The sequence below is a fragment of the Arthrobacter sp. 05N428_2 genome (assembly GCF_056397065.1).
Genome location: NZ_JBFTMR010000009.1, coordinates 73,432 through 89,312, shown reverse-complemented (window position 1 = coordinate 89,312; position 15,881 = coordinate 73,432). Strand labels below are relative to the sequence as shown.

At 63.1% G+C, this 15,881-nt stretch carries 11 protein-coding genes; 7 read left to right on the top strand and 4 right to left on the bottom strand.

All coding sequences use genetic code 11. The features are described 5' to 3' along the window. The first annotated feature begins 46 nt into the window (after positions 1 to 46). The 5 genes from AC1DGI_RS11955 to AC1DGI_RS11935 all read left to right on the top strand — a co-directional run bounded on the left by AC1DGI_RS11955 (position 47) and on the right by AC1DGI_RS11935 (position 8,546). Entirely contained in the window at positions 47 to 682 is a 636-nt protein-coding gene (locus AC1DGI_RS11955) for a hypothetical protein (RefSeq protein ID WP_476898981.1), read from the top strand. Between the two features lie 46 nt (positions 683 to 728). Then, positions 729 to 2,333: a hypothetical protein gene (locus tag AC1DGI_RS11950; protein WP_476898980.1), complete on the top strand. Its 1,605-nt coding sequence runs from the start codon at positions 729 to 731 to the stop codon at positions 2,331 to 2,333. Beyond that, positions 2,330 to 2,593, top strand: coding sequence for a hypothetical protein (locus tag AC1DGI_RS11945; RefSeq protein ID WP_476898979.1), 264 nt, complete (start codon positions 2,330 to 2,332; stop codon positions 2,591 to 2,593). Before AC1DGI_RS11950 ends, AC1DGI_RS11945 begins: the two co-directional genes overlap by 4 nt. Positions 2,594 to 2,721: 128 nt before the next feature. Beyond that, positions 2,722 to 5,400: a PD-(D/E)XK nuclease family protein gene (locus tag AC1DGI_RS11940; protein ID WP_476898978.1), complete on the top strand. Its 2,679-nt coding sequence runs from the start codon at positions 2,722 to 2,724 to the stop codon at positions 5,398 to 5,400. Then, positions 5,397 to 8,546: a UvrD-helicase domain-containing protein gene (locus tag AC1DGI_RS11935; protein WP_476898977.1), complete on the top strand. Its 3,150-nt coding sequence runs from the start codon at positions 5,397 to 5,399 to the stop codon at positions 8,544 to 8,546. Before AC1DGI_RS11940 ends, AC1DGI_RS11935 begins: the two co-directional genes overlap by 4 nt. A 3-nt stretch (positions 8,547 to 8,549) precedes the next feature. On the opposite strand, the gene AC1DGI_RS11930 is transcribed toward AC1DGI_RS11935, so the two are convergent. The 3 genes from AC1DGI_RS11930 to AC1DGI_RS11920 all read right to left on the bottom strand — a co-directional run bounded on the left by AC1DGI_RS11930 (position 8,550) and on the right by AC1DGI_RS11920 (position 11,249). Beyond that, positions 8,550 to 8,813 (bottom strand): hypothetical protein, encoded by a 264-nt coding sequence (locus AC1DGI_RS11930; RefSeq protein ID WP_476898976.1) that lies wholly within the window; start codon positions 8,811 to 8,813, stop codon positions 8,550 to 8,552. A 168-nt stretch (positions 8,814 to 8,981) separates the two neighbouring features. Continuing rightward, a complete protein-coding gene (locus AC1DGI_RS11925) occupies positions 8,982 to 9,629 on the bottom strand; it encodes a hypothetical protein (RefSeq protein WP_476898975.1) in 648 nt (215 codons plus the stop codon). A 330-nt stretch (positions 9,630 to 9,959) separates the two neighbouring features. Beyond that, complete coding sequence (locus AC1DGI_RS11920) at positions 9,960 to 11,249, bottom strand: hypothetical protein (RefSeq protein WP_476898974.1); 1,290 nt, start codon at positions 11,247 to 11,249, stop codon at positions 9,960 to 9,962. A gap of 345 nt (positions 11,250 to 11,594) precedes the next feature. Here AC1DGI_RS11920 and AC1DGI_RS11915 point away from each other — a divergent pair, with 345 nt between their 5' ends. Together AC1DGI_RS11915 and AC1DGI_RS11910 are read left to right on the top strand one after the other, a co-directional pair. After that, entirely contained in the window at positions 11,595 to 11,903 is a 309-nt protein-coding gene (locus AC1DGI_RS11915; RefSeq protein ID WP_476898973.1) for a LacI family DNA-binding transcriptional regulator, read from the top strand. Beyond that, a complete protein-coding gene (locus AC1DGI_RS11910; RefSeq protein WP_476898972.1) occupies positions 11,900 to 12,778 on the top strand; it encodes a substrate-binding domain-containing protein in 879 nt (292 codons plus the stop codon). Before AC1DGI_RS11915 ends, AC1DGI_RS11910 begins: the two co-directional genes overlap by 4 nt. Positions 12,779 to 13,198: 420 nt before the next feature. Here AC1DGI_RS11910 and AC1DGI_RS11905 read toward each other — a convergent pair whose 3' ends face one another. Next, positions 13,199 to 15,748 carry a GH32 C-terminal domain-containing protein gene (locus tag AC1DGI_RS11905; RefSeq protein WP_476898971.1) on the bottom strand — a complete coding sequence of 850 codons (2,550 nt, stop codon included), beginning with the start codon at positions 15,746 to 15,748 and terminating at the stop codon, positions 13,199 to 13,201. Positions 15,749 to 15,881 lie beyond the last annotated feature (133 nt).

Genomic DNA, 15,881 nt, shown 5'->3' with positions numbered 1-15,881 from the left:
CAGCGACCTATTAGGTCAAATTTTCTCACTCAAACATTGGGGATTCATGAAGGACTCTACGAACCGGTCGCCGGTTACCCGCTCGACTGACCAGCTGGATTCCTTGGGTGAGGCGCGTGACCGCGCCGATTCCGAGGCGATCTACTCGATCTATAAGGCCCTCCAACCACTGGCCTCACGCCGCCTGGCTGTGGTCAATCGCGCTTTGCGTGAGGCGATCCAGAAGATCTGGCAGGAACCTCGGATGCCGAAGGGCAAGAATCGGATTTTCAGCCACAACAAACCGCTGGACTTTCCGTGGTCCCCGAACGCACGCGACGTATATTTCGGGAACAAGGCTGATTCGACAGTAACCATAACGGGACAGCTGGTTCTGGAGCATGTCACCCCCATCAACATCCTGGTCAACGACCTGCTGGCCAAGGTCGCCGAGGCCGACTGCACCGAGGAGAAGTTCTTCGAACTGCTCCAGGCTGAGCACCGGCAGCTGAGTTTCGTTGTGCTCACCAAGGAGGACGACAACGCGCTGACGCGTGCCGGCCTGAAGGCTGCCGGGATCACCGGTGAGGGAATTTCAGCGTGGGCGCGCTACGAGGCTGGCTGCGGACTGAAAGAAGAGGATTTCCTAGCTGTCACCGCTGACCCTCGTTTTGGCGCAGAACTGGTTTCGGGTCGCGGCTGACATGCCTCGCTACGACGTCTGGATTGCAGGCCAGGAGTGGGCTCGAGTGCAACCCGTCATTGAGTCCATGAATACCCCCGGCGAATCGTTCTTGCGGCTACCCGTTGAGCCGTGGCCGGCCCGGATCACCGCACCCGAGTTCCGGCCCATCACGTTTTCCGGTGAAACCACCGGGGGCGTCGATGAAATGGTCGGGGTGTCCATCGGTACCGACGCGTTCTATGACCGCGGTTGGACGCCTGAAAAGTTTGCCCAGTTCGTCGGGTCCCGCAGTTACCTCCATGTCGAGATCAACGAGCAGCAGTGCCCGACGCTGGCTGTCCTGGCCGCCTACCTGAGGACCTCGATTATTGTCGAAGAGCGCGTGGGGGAACGCCGGAGGCTCTCCTTCATCACCAACTTGGGCGAAGTCACGGTAGCCGAATACGACGGCACCCAGGAAGGATTCGAGGCGATCCGGGGCGAGTTCTTCCGTCAGGATTACAAGTCCGCCCTGGCGTTCCCCGGTTTGACGGTGGCACGTTCCGTTCCGGCGGACGCCTACCCCATCGAGAGGCTGATGGCCCTTCGCCAAGTTCAGCTCCGCGAATGGAAGCAGGCGCATGCCCGCGGAAAACTGGGGGCGCCGGCGGGTGCACGTCTGCTGCCCACAGACCTCGTCCTCGTTGATCCTGAGCACCTTGACGCCGAACGGCCGGTCATCGCCCGCGCCCGCACCCCAAAGCGCCTCTACGAGCTGATCTTCCCCCTCAGCGACGATCTGGCCCCCTTGGAGGTGTTGTGCGCGGTTGACGGGGTCGAGCAGCACTTCGTTGACCCAGAGACGGGCACGGACAACGGTATAGGTGCCCACGCCTCCGAGTGGGCCGGGTGGATCCTGAGGCACTCGGTACCCGACGGGTACCGCTCCGAAGGGCGGCCGTGGGTGGGGAACGGGCCTGAAGCCCGGCTTTACCGCCTGGAGCACAACATCGTGAACTACGAGGACCACGAAGCGGACGCATCGCAGTTCACCACGGCAAACGAGCTAGCCGCATGGCTGAAGAAGTCACTCGGCAACCACAACGCGCCGATCGCGGTCCACCTGCTTGACGAATTGCCATTCGTGGTTCGGTCCTACAGTCCACCGGTGGTCGAGAACCACCACTTTGATCGGTCCGAAGACCCCGAGGTGAGGGTCACGTACAAGGCGAATGTCTTCCAGCCGTGGACGGGGGTGGCGAACTGGGAGGGCTCAGGCCACGGTGGCTATACGCGGAATCCGTCCCTGCAGACCGCCATGGACGGGCAGAGACTGGAGTCCTTCCTGGCGGTGAACTGCCTGGACTACGCCGCTCTCGAAGGCGACCTGTTACCTGGCGACGCCCGCGTCAACGAGGCTTCCTGGTTCATCCTCTGGCTGGAAAACACCCGGACGTGCATCACGTTTCCCGCCGTGGGTTCGATGCTGCAAGTGAGCACGGACCACGATGGGGCCTCTGCGGTGATCACTGCGCGAGAACGCGCCACCCGGGTCGAAGAGCTTGACCGGGAGTACGCCTTTGAACGGCAATGGGCCCGTTGGCTGGATCTTGACAAGCAGCTGACCAAGGACGAGATCCAAGAGGGACTAAGAACCCTCGGGCAGCTAATCGAGGAAGGCAGCGCATGACGCGGACGCAAGATGACACCATCGTCGGCGCCGGGATCGGTGCCGACTTTGGGAACGGCAGATGCATGTGGGACAAGTCGGTGTGCGTGGATGCCCCCACACGTTTTGTGACGTTGGACCTGGCTGCCGGGAAAGACGCCGAAGTGTTCTGTGTCCGTCACTATGTGCTGACGTTGGCCCACTTGTGCCAGGTCCATCTTCCTGTTTGCGAGGGCGACTTTGCCGGGCATGTCATCGATCATGGCGACCTAGGGACCTAACCTTCCAGAATTGAACGGAACGGGAGGGGTGTGCTTGCACATCCCTCCCGAACGCGTCGCAACCTTCATTGTCCGACCCTGCCCATATGATCTAGGAACTGTCGCTCCAACACGTCCCGGGGGATGATGTGAACGTTTTGTTTGGCCTGTACTTGGACCGCGCTCCGTGGATCTATCGTGACTCCGCCCTCGGCGCAGTCAGGCTCGGTCCACTCGGGCTGGCCCAGCTCCTGCAGACCCGCCTCGGACTCACCGGCCCCGACGCCCGCCACTCCACCCGGATCAGGCAGTTCATGGCCCGGCTCGCGGAGCAGGACAGCCCGGATGCCTGGTTCCACAGATCGTTCACCGTCGATCCGTGGTCCACGGCCATCGACCTGTTGAACATGCGCGACGAACTTGTGGTCAACGGGTGGACGGGCCTCGCACCGGACGGGTCCGGCGCCAAACTGAAAACCCTCGCTACTCTGGAACAGAGCAGGCTCCCTCTCGACCGGGCGTTCGCCGACTTCCCGCTCGAACTCATCCATGAGCTCGAGAGCGAGGCCGCCTCCCACTGGCCGCTAGGTATTCCGGAGCTTGAACTCCAGCACCCCCGCGCCACGTTCCCCGCCATTTGGGACCGTCTCATCGGCGCCCTGGAGCGCCGCGGCGTGACGGTCATGGAACCGTCCGTGCCGTCGGAACCTGTGGGCGACGTGACCGTCCTCGTCGCCAAGACCGAATGGGAAGCGGCCGAGCACACGGCCCGCTGGCTCGCGTCCGCGGCGAACACCGCAGGTAAACCCGCTGCGGTCCGCTCCGCCGTCGTTGCCTCCACGAGCACCGCGCTGCTGGACCAGGAGCTGCAGCGCCGCGGACTGCCACGAATCGGGGTCGGCAACCGCTCACGCTGGCGGGCCATAGACCAGATCATTCCGCTCTTCTTCACCGTCATCTGGGGGCCGGTGGACGTCCAGTTGCTGGGCGAGTTCCTGAACCTTTCCGTGAGCCCGGTCCGGCGCAGAGCCGCCCGCCATCTCCTGCACGCCCTCGCCGCCCAGCCGGGCACCGGCGGGGATGAATGGCTGAGCGCCCTCCAAATGATCAGCAGTGACGAGGCCCTTGGCCCCGTCGTAGCGGCAGAGCTGGACCAGCTTCTCAGCACCGGGCTGTTGACGGACGACGGAACCGTCACCGGCAGCGCCGTCGTTGAACGCGCACAGTGGCTGCGCACCCAGCTCAGCCGCCGCGTGCAGTTCGACCCGCAACTCGAATCCGTCCTCAGCCAGCTCAATGAATTCATGGCCCTGATCGACGGGCCGGAGCCGGTAACGCGCAAGACCATCGCAAGGATCCTGGAATCTGTCATTCCCGCCAGCGCCAGTCCCTTGGCCGGCGGCGAGGCGGCGCCGTGGTTGACGCTCAACAGCCTCGGTGAACTGTGCGACGACGCCGACTCGCTCGTCTGGTGGGGGTGCCAGGATGACGGCCAAATCCGGTCCCGCCACTGGGACGACGCCGACCGCCAGGCACTGCTAGGCGCCGGCGTCGTCCTGCCGGATCCTGCTGCCTTGGCAGAGCTGGAACTCTCCGTGGCGGTGAACGCCATGCGGCGCTGCCGGCGACTGCTGCTGGTGCGCGCCGCGGAGATCGGCGGGGAGCCAACGAAGGCCCACCCGCTGCTGTCCTCGCTGGCCTTCAGCACCCTCCCCTCGCCGTTGCCGGGAAGCCCGGAGGAGAACAAGCAGGCGGTGGAACACGCCATTTCGGCCTTCAGCACCACCCCCGCCGACTTGGTGTGCGACGGTGTTTGGCGGCTCGCAGGCCGAACCGCCTCGTTGACGCCGGTTCAGCCAGCCCAGACCCGACCGGTGCCGGCGTCCCATGATCTGGGGCCCCGTCCGGAGTTCATGCCGGACAAGCTCTCCTACTCGCAGCTCAGCACGTTGATTGGCTGCTCGATGAAGTGGGTCCTGGAGAAGAAGGGCCGGCTGAAGGTTGGCGACGCGCAGTCCGTGCCCACCGGGAATACCATGATCGGCACCTTGGTCCACAGGGTGGTCGAAGAACTCTTCGGCGAACTTTACGCCGCGAACCGGGCGGTGCCGGAGCCGGCGGAGGTCCAGGCCAAATTGGACCAGCTCGTGCCGCACTACGCCTCGGAGCTGCTCCTGCCGGGCCGCGGCAGCAAACTCGCCGGCCTCCGGCCCATCATCGAGAACTCGGTCGTCAAGCTGTTCCAGACCCTGCAGACGCAAGGGGTCTATATCCGCGCCACCGAGCACGAGTTCAGCAAACCGGCCCTGTTCAACGTCAACGGGACGCAGATCGAAGTCACGGTCTCCGGCTTCATTGATGTCCTGGCCGCGGACCAGCGAGCCGAGCCCGTCGTGATCGACCTCAAGTGGACCAACCGTTCGAAGTACCGCCGAGAAGAGATCACCACGGGCGACGCGATGCAGCTCGCTCTGTACCACTGGGCCCTGGACAACGGGCCCGACCCCATGTCCACCGTGGCGGAGGACGCTACGATGTCCTATTACATGCTCAAGCAGGGCGAATTCGCCTCGACCAGCAAACTCTTCGGCCCGGCCCTGGCCAGCCCCGCGTCCAGCCGCAGCACCTGGCAGCGCTCCGTCCGCGCGGCCGAATTCTCCATCGCGGAAGTGGTCGGCGGACGCGTCCTGGCGGCCGGACGTCAGGAACTGGGATCGTCCGACGAACAGCGGGAGACAGCGACGGCAGACGGCCGACTTTATCAGAGGCCCTCCTGTAACTTCTGCGACTTCTCCGTCCTGTGCGGCCTCAAGGAGGACCTGTCATGAACCACACCCTGCACAACGTCACCATGATCACGGCCAGCGCCGGAACCGGCAAGACTTACAGCCTGATGGGCGAAATCGCCGGGGCAATCAACAGCGGCACGAAACCCAGCCAGATACTGGCCACCACCTTCACCAAGAAGGCCGCTGCCGAACTCATCGACCGGGTGCAAGCCGAACTCTTCGGCCAGGAGCGCCCTGATGCCGCCCGGCAGATGTCGGTCAGCATGGTGGGCACCGTCAACAGCGTCTGCAGCCGGCTGCTGCAGGAGTACGCGGTCGACGCCGGGCTGTCGCCGGCGCTGCAAGTCATCGCCGAAGACGAACAACTCCGGATCTTCCAGCTCGCCACGGACGCCGTGTTCGCAGAGTTCACTCCGCGGATCCAGCCTCTCGCCCGCTGGCTGGGGCACGACGGCGAAGCCGACATCCGGGGCACCGACACCGACTGGCGGAAGGTCGTCCGGGAGATCACGGATGCCGCCCGCAGCAATAGGATTGACTCCGCAACGCTGACGCAGTCCGCCGCTGCGTCATGGCAGGGACTGCGGCAGGTTCTGGGTCCGGCCGGCCTCGACGACCGCGCAACCTGGTCCAACCAGCTCCTCCAGGGGCTCATAAGCCTTCGCGGGCTGGCCGCCGAGATCGCCGAATCCGGCAAGACTCCACCGAAGAATCTCTTGGCCTCAATCGCCCTGCTGGAGCCGGTGCTGACCCACGCGTCGCCGGAGGGTGCGCCTTGGCGTTTCTGGGTCGAGGCGGCCGGTGTCCCCAACGCTGACGCCAAACGGCAGCTGGAAAGCTACATTTCAGCGGTCGACGTCGTGCTGGTCTCCAACCCGGCCTTTCAGACCGAGCTGCGGGAATTCACCGAATTGGTGTTTGCCTGCGCCGCTGCCTGCCTGGACCGGTTCGCGGATTTCAAGCGGCAGTACGGGCTCATTGACTTCGCGGACCAGGAAACCCTGGTGCTGGACCTGCTGGAAAACAATTCGGAGTTTCAGGCCTCCATCACCGGACGCATCAAGTTCATGGTGGTGGATGAGTTCCAGGACACGAGCCCACTGCAGCTCCAGCTGTTCACCAAGTTCGCCGAGCTGGTGGACAAGGTGGTCTGGGTGGGCGATTCGAAGCAGGCTATCTACGAATTCCGGGGCACCGATCCGGAGCTGATGAAAGCCGTGGCCGCCCGGGTTGAGAGCAAGACCCAGCTTCATGATTCCTGGCGGTCCAAAGAATCCGTCATCGACCTCTCCAACGCGATCAGTCTCGCCATGTTCCCAGAGCTAAGCGAGGACGAAGTCCAGCTGACAGTCCCCGAAGCCCGTCTGGACGCTGCGCATCCGAAGAATGCCCTGGGCGGCGCCCGGGAGGCATGGACACTGGCTGCGAAAACCGTGCCGGAGCAGCGGCGGGCGGTCGCCGCCGGCGTCGTGGATCTCATCCAACGACGAGGCTTCAAGGGATGCGATGTTGCGGTCCTCGCGCGGACGAATGTCGACGTTGCCGCCATCGCTGGAGAATTGGCCGCGCTCGGAGTCAAGGCAACCACCAACACCACTTCGTTGTTCGCCGCCCGGGAAATTCAACTGGTCCGTGCAGGTATGGCGCTCGTCGCGTCCGACGACGATACCGTGGCCCTGGCTGAGCTGGCGCACCTGCATCCTGACCATCCTCAGTTCGGGCGCTGGGTCCCCGCACTGTTCGACGCCGAGGAGCCGACAGTAGAGCTCCAACGCTGGGCCAGCGACCCCCTGGTGTCCGGCCTGGTTGAGCTCCGCGACTTGGCCAAGCTGTGCACGCCGACCGAAATCATGGAAGAGGTCACAGCGCGCCTCGGGCTGGTCCGGCTCATCAAGACGTGGAGCAACCCCGGAACCCGACTCAAGAATCTGGACGCGCTGCGCTCCATGCTGGAGCAGTACTACGATTCGTGTGCCGCACTCAGCAAGCCCGTGACGCTGAGCGGCTCACTCGAATTCCTCGCAGATGTCGACAGCACCGGCAGCGAGAATTTCGGCGACGACGTCGTGAACGTATTGACCTACCACAGGGCCAAAGGGCTGGAGTGGCCGGCCGTCGTGCTGGCGAGCCTCGACACCGATGTCACCGCGAAACCGTGGGGCGTGGCTGTCGAGGGCGTCGATGAGATCGACGTCAGCGATCCCCTCGCAGGACGCTGGATCCGCTTCTGGCCGTGGCCCTTCGGTAAAAAGGGGTTCAAGCCGCTGTCCGGAGCGGCCGACTCCTCGGCTGTCGCGCAGCGGGTCCTGGCACGGCGCCAGGCCGACTCGGCGCGCGTGCTCTACGTTGGCCTGACCCGGTCGGTCAGCGTGACCTGCCTCGCCGCCGCCAAGCCCGCGCCAGCTTCATTGAACTCGCTCGGAACGGGCCCGATTGTGGAGTGGACGGAGGGAACCGGCAGCGAAGGCACCTTGACTGTTCAAGGACGCGACGGCGAACACACTCTCACGGTGGAGGCGTTTAGCTACGGGCCCGCGGATGGACCCGCCGATACAGTCGACGGCACCAAGGTCGAGTACGAGGACGGTCTGGCAGTCGTCGCGCCGGTTTCGCATAAACCTGCCCGGGTAACCGCCAGCTCCTTGGAGAGCTTCGGCTTCGCTGCCGACGTCACCGAGGCGGCCGTCCTCGGCGCCCAGCTGATTGCCCACGGCGCTGCCAACTGGGACCAGGTGGGCTCCGCAATCCACGGTTACTTCGCCCTGCCCCTTGCTGAGATGGATGACTCCATCCGGCTCTCGGCGGCACAACGTCTTCTGGACCGCTGGGGTGCGGCCTCCGCCGTCGGCGCTGACGTCGTGGTGGAAGCGGGTGAGCGGATGCTCGCATTCTTCGCCCAGCACTACCCCGGGGCGACGGTCACCACGGAGCAGTCGGTTGCCTGGCGCAATGCTGACAACCAGCTCATGGAGGGGTGGATTGACCTCCTGCTGGAGACGCCAGCCGGTTATGTCCTGGTGGACCACAAGTCCTACCCGGGCAAGGATCCTGTCGGTCACATCAAGGACAAGTACATCGGCCAAATGCGAGGGTATGCCGAAGCGATTAAGTCCATCACCAAAAGGCCCGTCGTCGAAACGCTAATCCACATGCCGGCGTTGGGGAAGATGTTCCGGATCAGCTGAGGTTTACCACCAGCGATGACGGCATTCCAGGCTCTGGCACGCCCATTTGGATAAGCCGAATTCGACTTTGCCCGTAGCGGGGTAAACACGCATTTCGTCCATGACCATGCACCCAGCGAATTCCGTCTTCGGCATCGTCTGGCGCGCTGAGGGCATGATCATCCCATAGGCAATCCGCCAGGCCTCGCTGCCACACACGGGACACTTCCGCGAGACGGTGCGCTTCTTCTTCGGCTGCGCGATTGGGGCCGTTTCGTCGGGAGTCATGGAAGCACTGTAGGCGGACGATCTGACAGAAAGGGACACCTTGCGCCGTGGAGAGCAAGGCGGGTTCCCCGTTCATCACGGTTGCCGGCATACTCCGGCATGACCGCTCCGCCCATAGCAGCCATCCCCACGGCGTGTTTCTGCGCGAGGACTTGGCGTGGCAAGTATTTACTCTGCGAACTCAAAGTCAACTGTGACTTCGGGGTCCACGCTTGCGATGATTCCCGTGTAGAACACCTTGGCCTGCTCTTTCAGCTCTGCTGAGTTTTGGGTGACGTACTTCTGCTTGTTCTCGTCGCTGAGAACCTTGTTCATCATGCGAGTTTGAACGGCTGGGGCCGCCAGCATGCCAAGCGGGTTGGAGCTCTCGAGGGCGTCCTCGAACACGGGTTCATCAAAGCCGATGCCGATAAATTGAGGGATGGTCACCCGAAACGACTTCGGGCCGGTGGGTTCAATCTTCACCCGTGACCCGTCGACGCCTATTTTTGCGTCGAACTTGTATTGGATAAACGTCGTTTTCTCGCTCGCGGGTATAGCCACGCCGAGAATCTCTCCATTACTTTCATGCCTCGTGACACCCTCGATGTGAAGGCTAAGTAGTGCGACTTCTTGCACGCGCGTGACGGCCTGGACCACTTGGGAATCACGTTCGCTCGAGGTGCTGCCGAACAGGGACTTGAGGGCAATGGCGTTAAGTCCACCGGTTGCGAACGCGGCGGCCGCTCCCCCAACCACCAGCACGATGAGCAGCAAGACCGGCCAAAGCAGAACCCGCGCTTTGAAGAAGTTTATGATTGCTTTGAAGAAGTTCACGGCGCTTCGATCTCCAGCTTTGGTTTGACGTCAAAATTGCTTCGGAACTCAGCGCTGTTTACCAGCCACAACACATCGAATCGTCGAGTACCCTCGAACGATATACGAAAGCAGGGAGCGCCAGATTATGGCGCGCCCACCGGTCCTGGAAGTTGCAGGTCCGAGCTTATGCGAATGCGCCCTCAACACCGTGACGCGGCTAGGCCGTCCCAGCAGAATAGTTCCCTACGTGTCGAAGGGCCCGGCACAGTTCAGTGATTCTAGACTGCGTCGCTTACTGGACGGAGGGGCTCTCAACTCCGCCGTGTACCGCAGCCGCGCAACCCCGGGTTATTTTTCGACCGCTTCTTCACTGCCGGCCTCAGACCCGCCCGATGTATCCTCGCCGCGCCTCTTCCGTTTGAACAACCCTGCGACGCTCCCGCCGACGGAGCCTGCTGTACCGGCTATGGCGCCACCGACGCCCTTCACCGCAGTGAGGGCCTGGGGCTCATCCGGAATTCCGTCCCCGTCGAGGTCTACGCTCCGGAACGCCCGCGATACCGTGTCGGCCGCGGTAGCTACGCCGGCGCCGACTGCTGCAGCGCCCGTTGCGACGCCGCCTCCGACTGTGTTGGCAGTGCCAGCAATCCAGCTACCAGTCAACTTCGCGGCGTCTTCCATTGCGGCGAGTGCTCGGTTCTGGTCGGCGTCACCGTCTTCTGCGTCAGCTTCGAGAGGAATGGCGAGATGTTCGGGGAACGTGCCGGGAGCATCGGCGAAGGCCGCCCGGGCTGCTATGACGACTTCGCGACCGAACACGAAGCGCGTGACGCCTCCCGTTATGGCTCCGACGCCATATTCGATCGTGGCCTGCTGCTTTCCGCTCAAATTTTGGCGGACGGTGTCTAGCTCACCGGTCTCAATGGTACGAACCAGACTCTGCGCGGCGCCGCCAGGAAGGCTATCGGCGAGCGTATTCGCCCAATGCGACCAATCCGTCCGACCTGCCGCGGCAGTGTTGCCACCTACGACGACACCTTCGACCGACGAGCTCGATAGGTCTGTGGCCATCGTCGCGATCTGTTTCTGGCTCACGCGTTCATTTGAAAGTCCGTAGACGAGGGCAAGGGCTTGATCTTTGTCGAGATCCATCCCGTGGATATCGGCAATAGCGAGCGCGAAAACCGCCGTGATTTCGAATTGCAGTTGCTCATCGCCGGCTGGAAGTAGTGCAGCAGCCCGCTGTGCCCCGTTCTTCGCAGTACTCATCGCCATGTTTTTTGCGGCTTGTTTCGCAGCGCTCTTGGCCGCATTTTGGACTGTCTTCTTGGCAGCCTGTTGACCTGCACTTTTCATACCGGCTGCTGCAGCCCCTACTCCGGGGATCATGGCGATACCAATGTCAGCGGCTATCGCACCGGCGCTGATGAGGGCACCAGCAGTCGTGATCGAGGTTGCGTAGTGACGCTCCAGCATCTGGATGACTTCAGCAGGAGTCGCGTCCGGATGCCGCCGGCGGAGCCTCATGACGTACTTGCGAGCAATGGTGTGACGAGCACTCACCGCCTTTGCGATATCACGCGTGGCGTCCTCTCCGACGAGCTCCGCCTCCAGCGTGATGCTTTCGATATCAATCATCCCTTACTCCTTTTGGTTGCGCCTCCCAAGAGACGTGAACGCGGCCTAGATGAGAATCCATTAGGGCCGCTCTGGATCTATGGCGATTGTATTCATGGATCCAGGCTGGCCCGGGTACGGCGCGTTCAACCTCCTCCCCCAAGCACCCGCCGTCTGCCCAAAAACAAAGGCTCCTCGACTTTCGGACGAACCGACCGGCGCCGTTTACGAAACGCAACGCCATCCCGCACACACCCCTTACTGTTGATCCCGCACGCAACGAAACCGTTTACGTAAACCGTTTGCGTAACCTGGCCCACGGCCGATTCACGCTGCACCCGCAGGCACCCTCAGGGAGGAGGAACAGTGGTCACCATCCGCGATGTCGCCAAGCACGCCGGTGTCTCCCCGGCCACCGTCTCCCGGGTTGTCAACGGGCTGGTGGGCTACTCCGACGAGACGCGGGAACGCGTCGAGACCGCGGTCCAGAGCCTCAGCTACGAAACGGACCACCTCGCGCGGGGCCTGAAGACCCGGCAGACCTCCGTGATCGGACTCCTCGCACCCATGGTCTCCGACGACCTGGCATCCCAGGTCATGCAGTGCGTGGAGAAGGAAGCCCAGGAACGCGGCTACGCCGTGATGCTCGGGCGCACCGGCGCCTCTCCGCGGTGATCACGCCGGAAACCAGGCAGCTGCTGGGGCCCAACGTCCCGATTATCTCCGTGTCCATCAGCGACAAGTCGGGCTCGCCCAGCGTCGCCATCAACGACGAGCAGGCAGCTTACGACGCGACCCGTCACCTGCTGCGGCTCGGCCACCGGCACATCGGCCTGCTGACCGGTGACCCGGCGTCGATCTACGTCGCCCAGCCCCGCAAACGCGGCTACCTCCGCGCCATGACCGCAGCGGGCTGCACCCCGGTGACCGCCGCCGGCAGCTTCTTCTACGAAAGCGGCGCCGCCGGTGCGGACGACCTGCTCCAGCAGGAACCCAGACTCACCGCGATCTTCGCGATGAGCGACGAGATAGGCGCCGCCGTCGTCAATGAACTGCAGCGGCGCGGCCTCCGGGTGCCGGAGGACGTGTCCGTCCTCGGCCCCGACAACAGCTCCACCTCCCGGCACGTAAACCCGCCGCTGAGCACCATGGCCCAGCCGCTTGAGGAAATGGGGCGGATGGCCGTGAAGAAGCTACTCCGCTCCCGCGACCTGGGGCCGAAGATCATGCCGCACACGCTGGTCGAGCGCGGCTCCCCCCACGCCGCCCGGCACCCCGGTACCGCGTCATGGCCTACCCGTTTCATGGCATCGTCAGTCAGCTCCGGGCTCGAAGCGACGGTCAGCGCCGTCGCCGACCTCGGGTCCCCGCCTGAGGGTGTCATTGAAATCTGCCGAAGACTGCCTCTGGCAGGACGAACTCGCGGCCCATCGCGTACAGCAGTATGGAGGCGCTGGCCCGCGCGGCGAGGCCGGAGGCGAACTGCAACAGCATCAGGCCGGCCAGGAACCCCACGCCGAACAGCTGACGGCCGATCTGCAGGCGGCTGAGCTGGCGGCGGATACCGAGTCCTCGAACACGTCGCCGGGGTGGAACAGCTGGGTTGTGGCCGGTCACGCATCCAGAGCACCCGGTGGCGGCAGCCCGACGAGTGCGGAGCGGCCGAACTGGCCGATTGTAGGGTCAGCATGGCCACCTCGGCAAAGCATCGCGGAGGGCGCGGCCGGCCGGACCGGACGCGACCTCCGCGTGCACCGGACCCGCCATGTGTGTGATTCGCAGCGCTAAGTGGCGGCGTTTTCGCAGCGCTAATTGTCGCCCTAAGTGGCCATTTGGCAATCCTCAACGCGAATGCTTCTTCATAGCCATCTGGAAAGACTGAAGGGACTGAGGCCGGTGCAATACCGGCGCTCAGTCCCTTCAGCTCGCCTTTAGCTCCCTTAGCTCCAACCCACAGGGAGCCGGTCAGGTTACTTCTTTTTGGGAAGGAACATCGCCTTTTCCAAGGGCGTTACGGTGAGTGATTTGAGCTGGGCGGTCCCGCCTTCTGCGAAGAGGGCCATCTTGTCGGCTCCGGCGTTGGGGAATACCTGGTCAGTGATGGTCCGCAGACCGTTCTGAGCGAATACCTCTACGGATGAGTGGTCGAGATAGATCCGCATGGTGATGTTACCGTTCTTGTCCAGGGCAATGGGAGCGTTCTCAACGGAGGCGAATGCCGGGTGGAATGCCGTGTTGCCGGATTTCGTACGGTCGACGAACATTTTTCCGGTCGTGGCGTCGTAACCGATGACTGTTGAGGAGTTTCCGTCGCCCAGAACGGTGATGCCGGCTTTTTTCGCCGTACTGGGGGCGAAGGTAATGTCCACCTGCTGGACCTGTCCCGAGGCCGCAGCCGGCAACTGGTGGGCCCCTGCGGAAATCGGGCCGCCCTTGTTGTCCTTGTAGGAGACCTTTCCGTCGAGTTTGTCGACTTGCTTCACAGCGCTTTGGCTCAGCCGGGGGCCGTCGGGGGTCTGCGTCAGGGTGACCTCGCGAGGAAGTGCCATGGCGCTGCGCCACGGGCTGGTGGGGATGTCGTTCGCGTAGTCCCAGTTGTTCATCCAGCCCAGCATGACCCGCTTGTTATCGGGCATGTTGCCGAAAGACACGCTGGCGTAGAGGTCCCGACCGTAGTCCAGCCAGTCGTAGGACTGCAGGCGGCTTGTCGCTGCTGTGGAACTCGCCATGAATTCGTCAGCGAGGATATGCCCCCAGCCGAATCGGTTGTTGTCGACGACTTTGATCTGCGCCTGTTGGCCAACGAATTCCTTAACATTCCAGGATGCCCAATCCAGCGATTCACTGTCATTGCCTGTGGCCGTGCGGACCACCTTTCCGTTGACAACCAGGTTCACGGTCTCTTCATCGGACCTGGGAACAGCGGCGGTATCGGTGAGCATGACGTGGTCAAGGGTCAGGTGTCCCCACCCGCCGGTAGCTTGGTCAACGACCCGCAATTGTGCATTCTGTCCAGCGAATTCTGAGACGTCCCAGCCCTTCCAGTTCATGACTCCGGAATTATCTCCTGCCAGGGAACGGACCACCTTGCCGTTGATGAGCAACTGGACAGCCAGGATCTGTCCAGAGTCCGCAGAGCGGTTGCCGCCGCCGACAAGCATGCTCATGAAATTCTTGGTGAGGGGGAATTCCGGTGATGTCAGGGTGCCCTGCCGGTCATCGCCGGGTGTGGTTCCCGTCTCGAAAGTGTTGATCCGCTTGGTCCCGATGTAAAAGTCCCCGCCACTACTGGCGGGCTGGAAGTTGGGTGTCAGATCGCCGGTTCCGGTCCAGCCTGAGTCGGCCAGTGTGGTACCTGGGGGAACCTCGAAGCCGTTGAATTTAAGCTCCCCCTCGGGTGGTGTGTTGTCCAGCTTGTCGGAGACTCGAGGGTGCTTGCCGCCACCCACGAGGAAGTTCAAATAATCGTCGGACACCGTAAAGGTTGGTGACTGCATGGACCCAAGCGGCCAGTCACCGTCATTGAACGAATTGATGAGGCCTGGGGCGCCGAAGCCGGACACCGGGCTCTGGCCTGCAATTGCACCGGAGGCGGGGGCATTACCGAAGGGCCCGTTCTTCCAGTTGCCCGGCTCGTTGTTCACGGTCCAGCCGTTGTAGCTTCCGTCGTTGAATCCGGCCAGAACCTTGCCGGGAGGAAGGGTATCCACGGGTTTGGTCGTCTCGGAGGTGAAGGTGGTGCCGTCGAAGTTGCCCACGAAGTACTGGCCGGCGGAGCCGCCAGCCACGCCGCCGGGGTTGACGTTCACGACCATGACCCACTTGATGTTGTTCTTGTCGCCGTCCACGGCCAGAGGGAACATGTCGGGGCATTCCCATTGGCCGCCGGTGGCGTTGGCGGGCCCAAATTCGCTCAGCGCCGTCCAGTCCTTAAGGTTGGCGGATTTGTAGAGGACGACCTTGTGGTCCTGGGCTTCGACCGCCGTCATTACCCAGTAGCCGCCGCCCCCTGGCTTGTCGTACCAGAAGACCTTCGGGTCCCGGAAGTTGGCGGAGTTCCGGTTCAGCACCGGATTGCCGGAGTATTTGGTCCAGGTCTGGCCGTCATCGAGGCTGTAGGCCAGAGACTGAGCCTGGAGACCGTGGTTCGGGGAGGCGTCCTTGTAGGCGCTGGTGAAGACAGCGATCATCGGGGGGTTCTCTTTTGTGCCGAAGCCGGACGTATTGTCCTTGTCCACAACGACGCTGCCAGAGAAGATATCCTGCTGAGCATCGGCCGAGATGGCCAGGGGTTGCTCCTTCCAGTGGACAAGGTCCGTGGACGTGGCGTGGCCCCAGGACATGTTCCCCCAGGTGTTGCCCGAGGGATTGTGCTGGTAGTACATGTGATAGACACCCTTGTAAAAAACAAGACCGTTCGGGTCGTTCATCCAGTTTTTTGCGGGCGTGTAGTGAATGGCCGGGCGGTAGGGTTCATCACCGAGCGCTGTCGCGGCCGACGCTGAGGGGGAACCCGCCATGGCCGCTGCCAGCGTCAGTCCTGCGAGTGTTAGTGCAGAAACGGCATGCGTCCTGCGGGTGGTCGTTCTTATCATCTGCTTGTTTCGCCCTTCGTTGCGCGTGCCTACGATAGACAACGTTGTCAGTGCGATG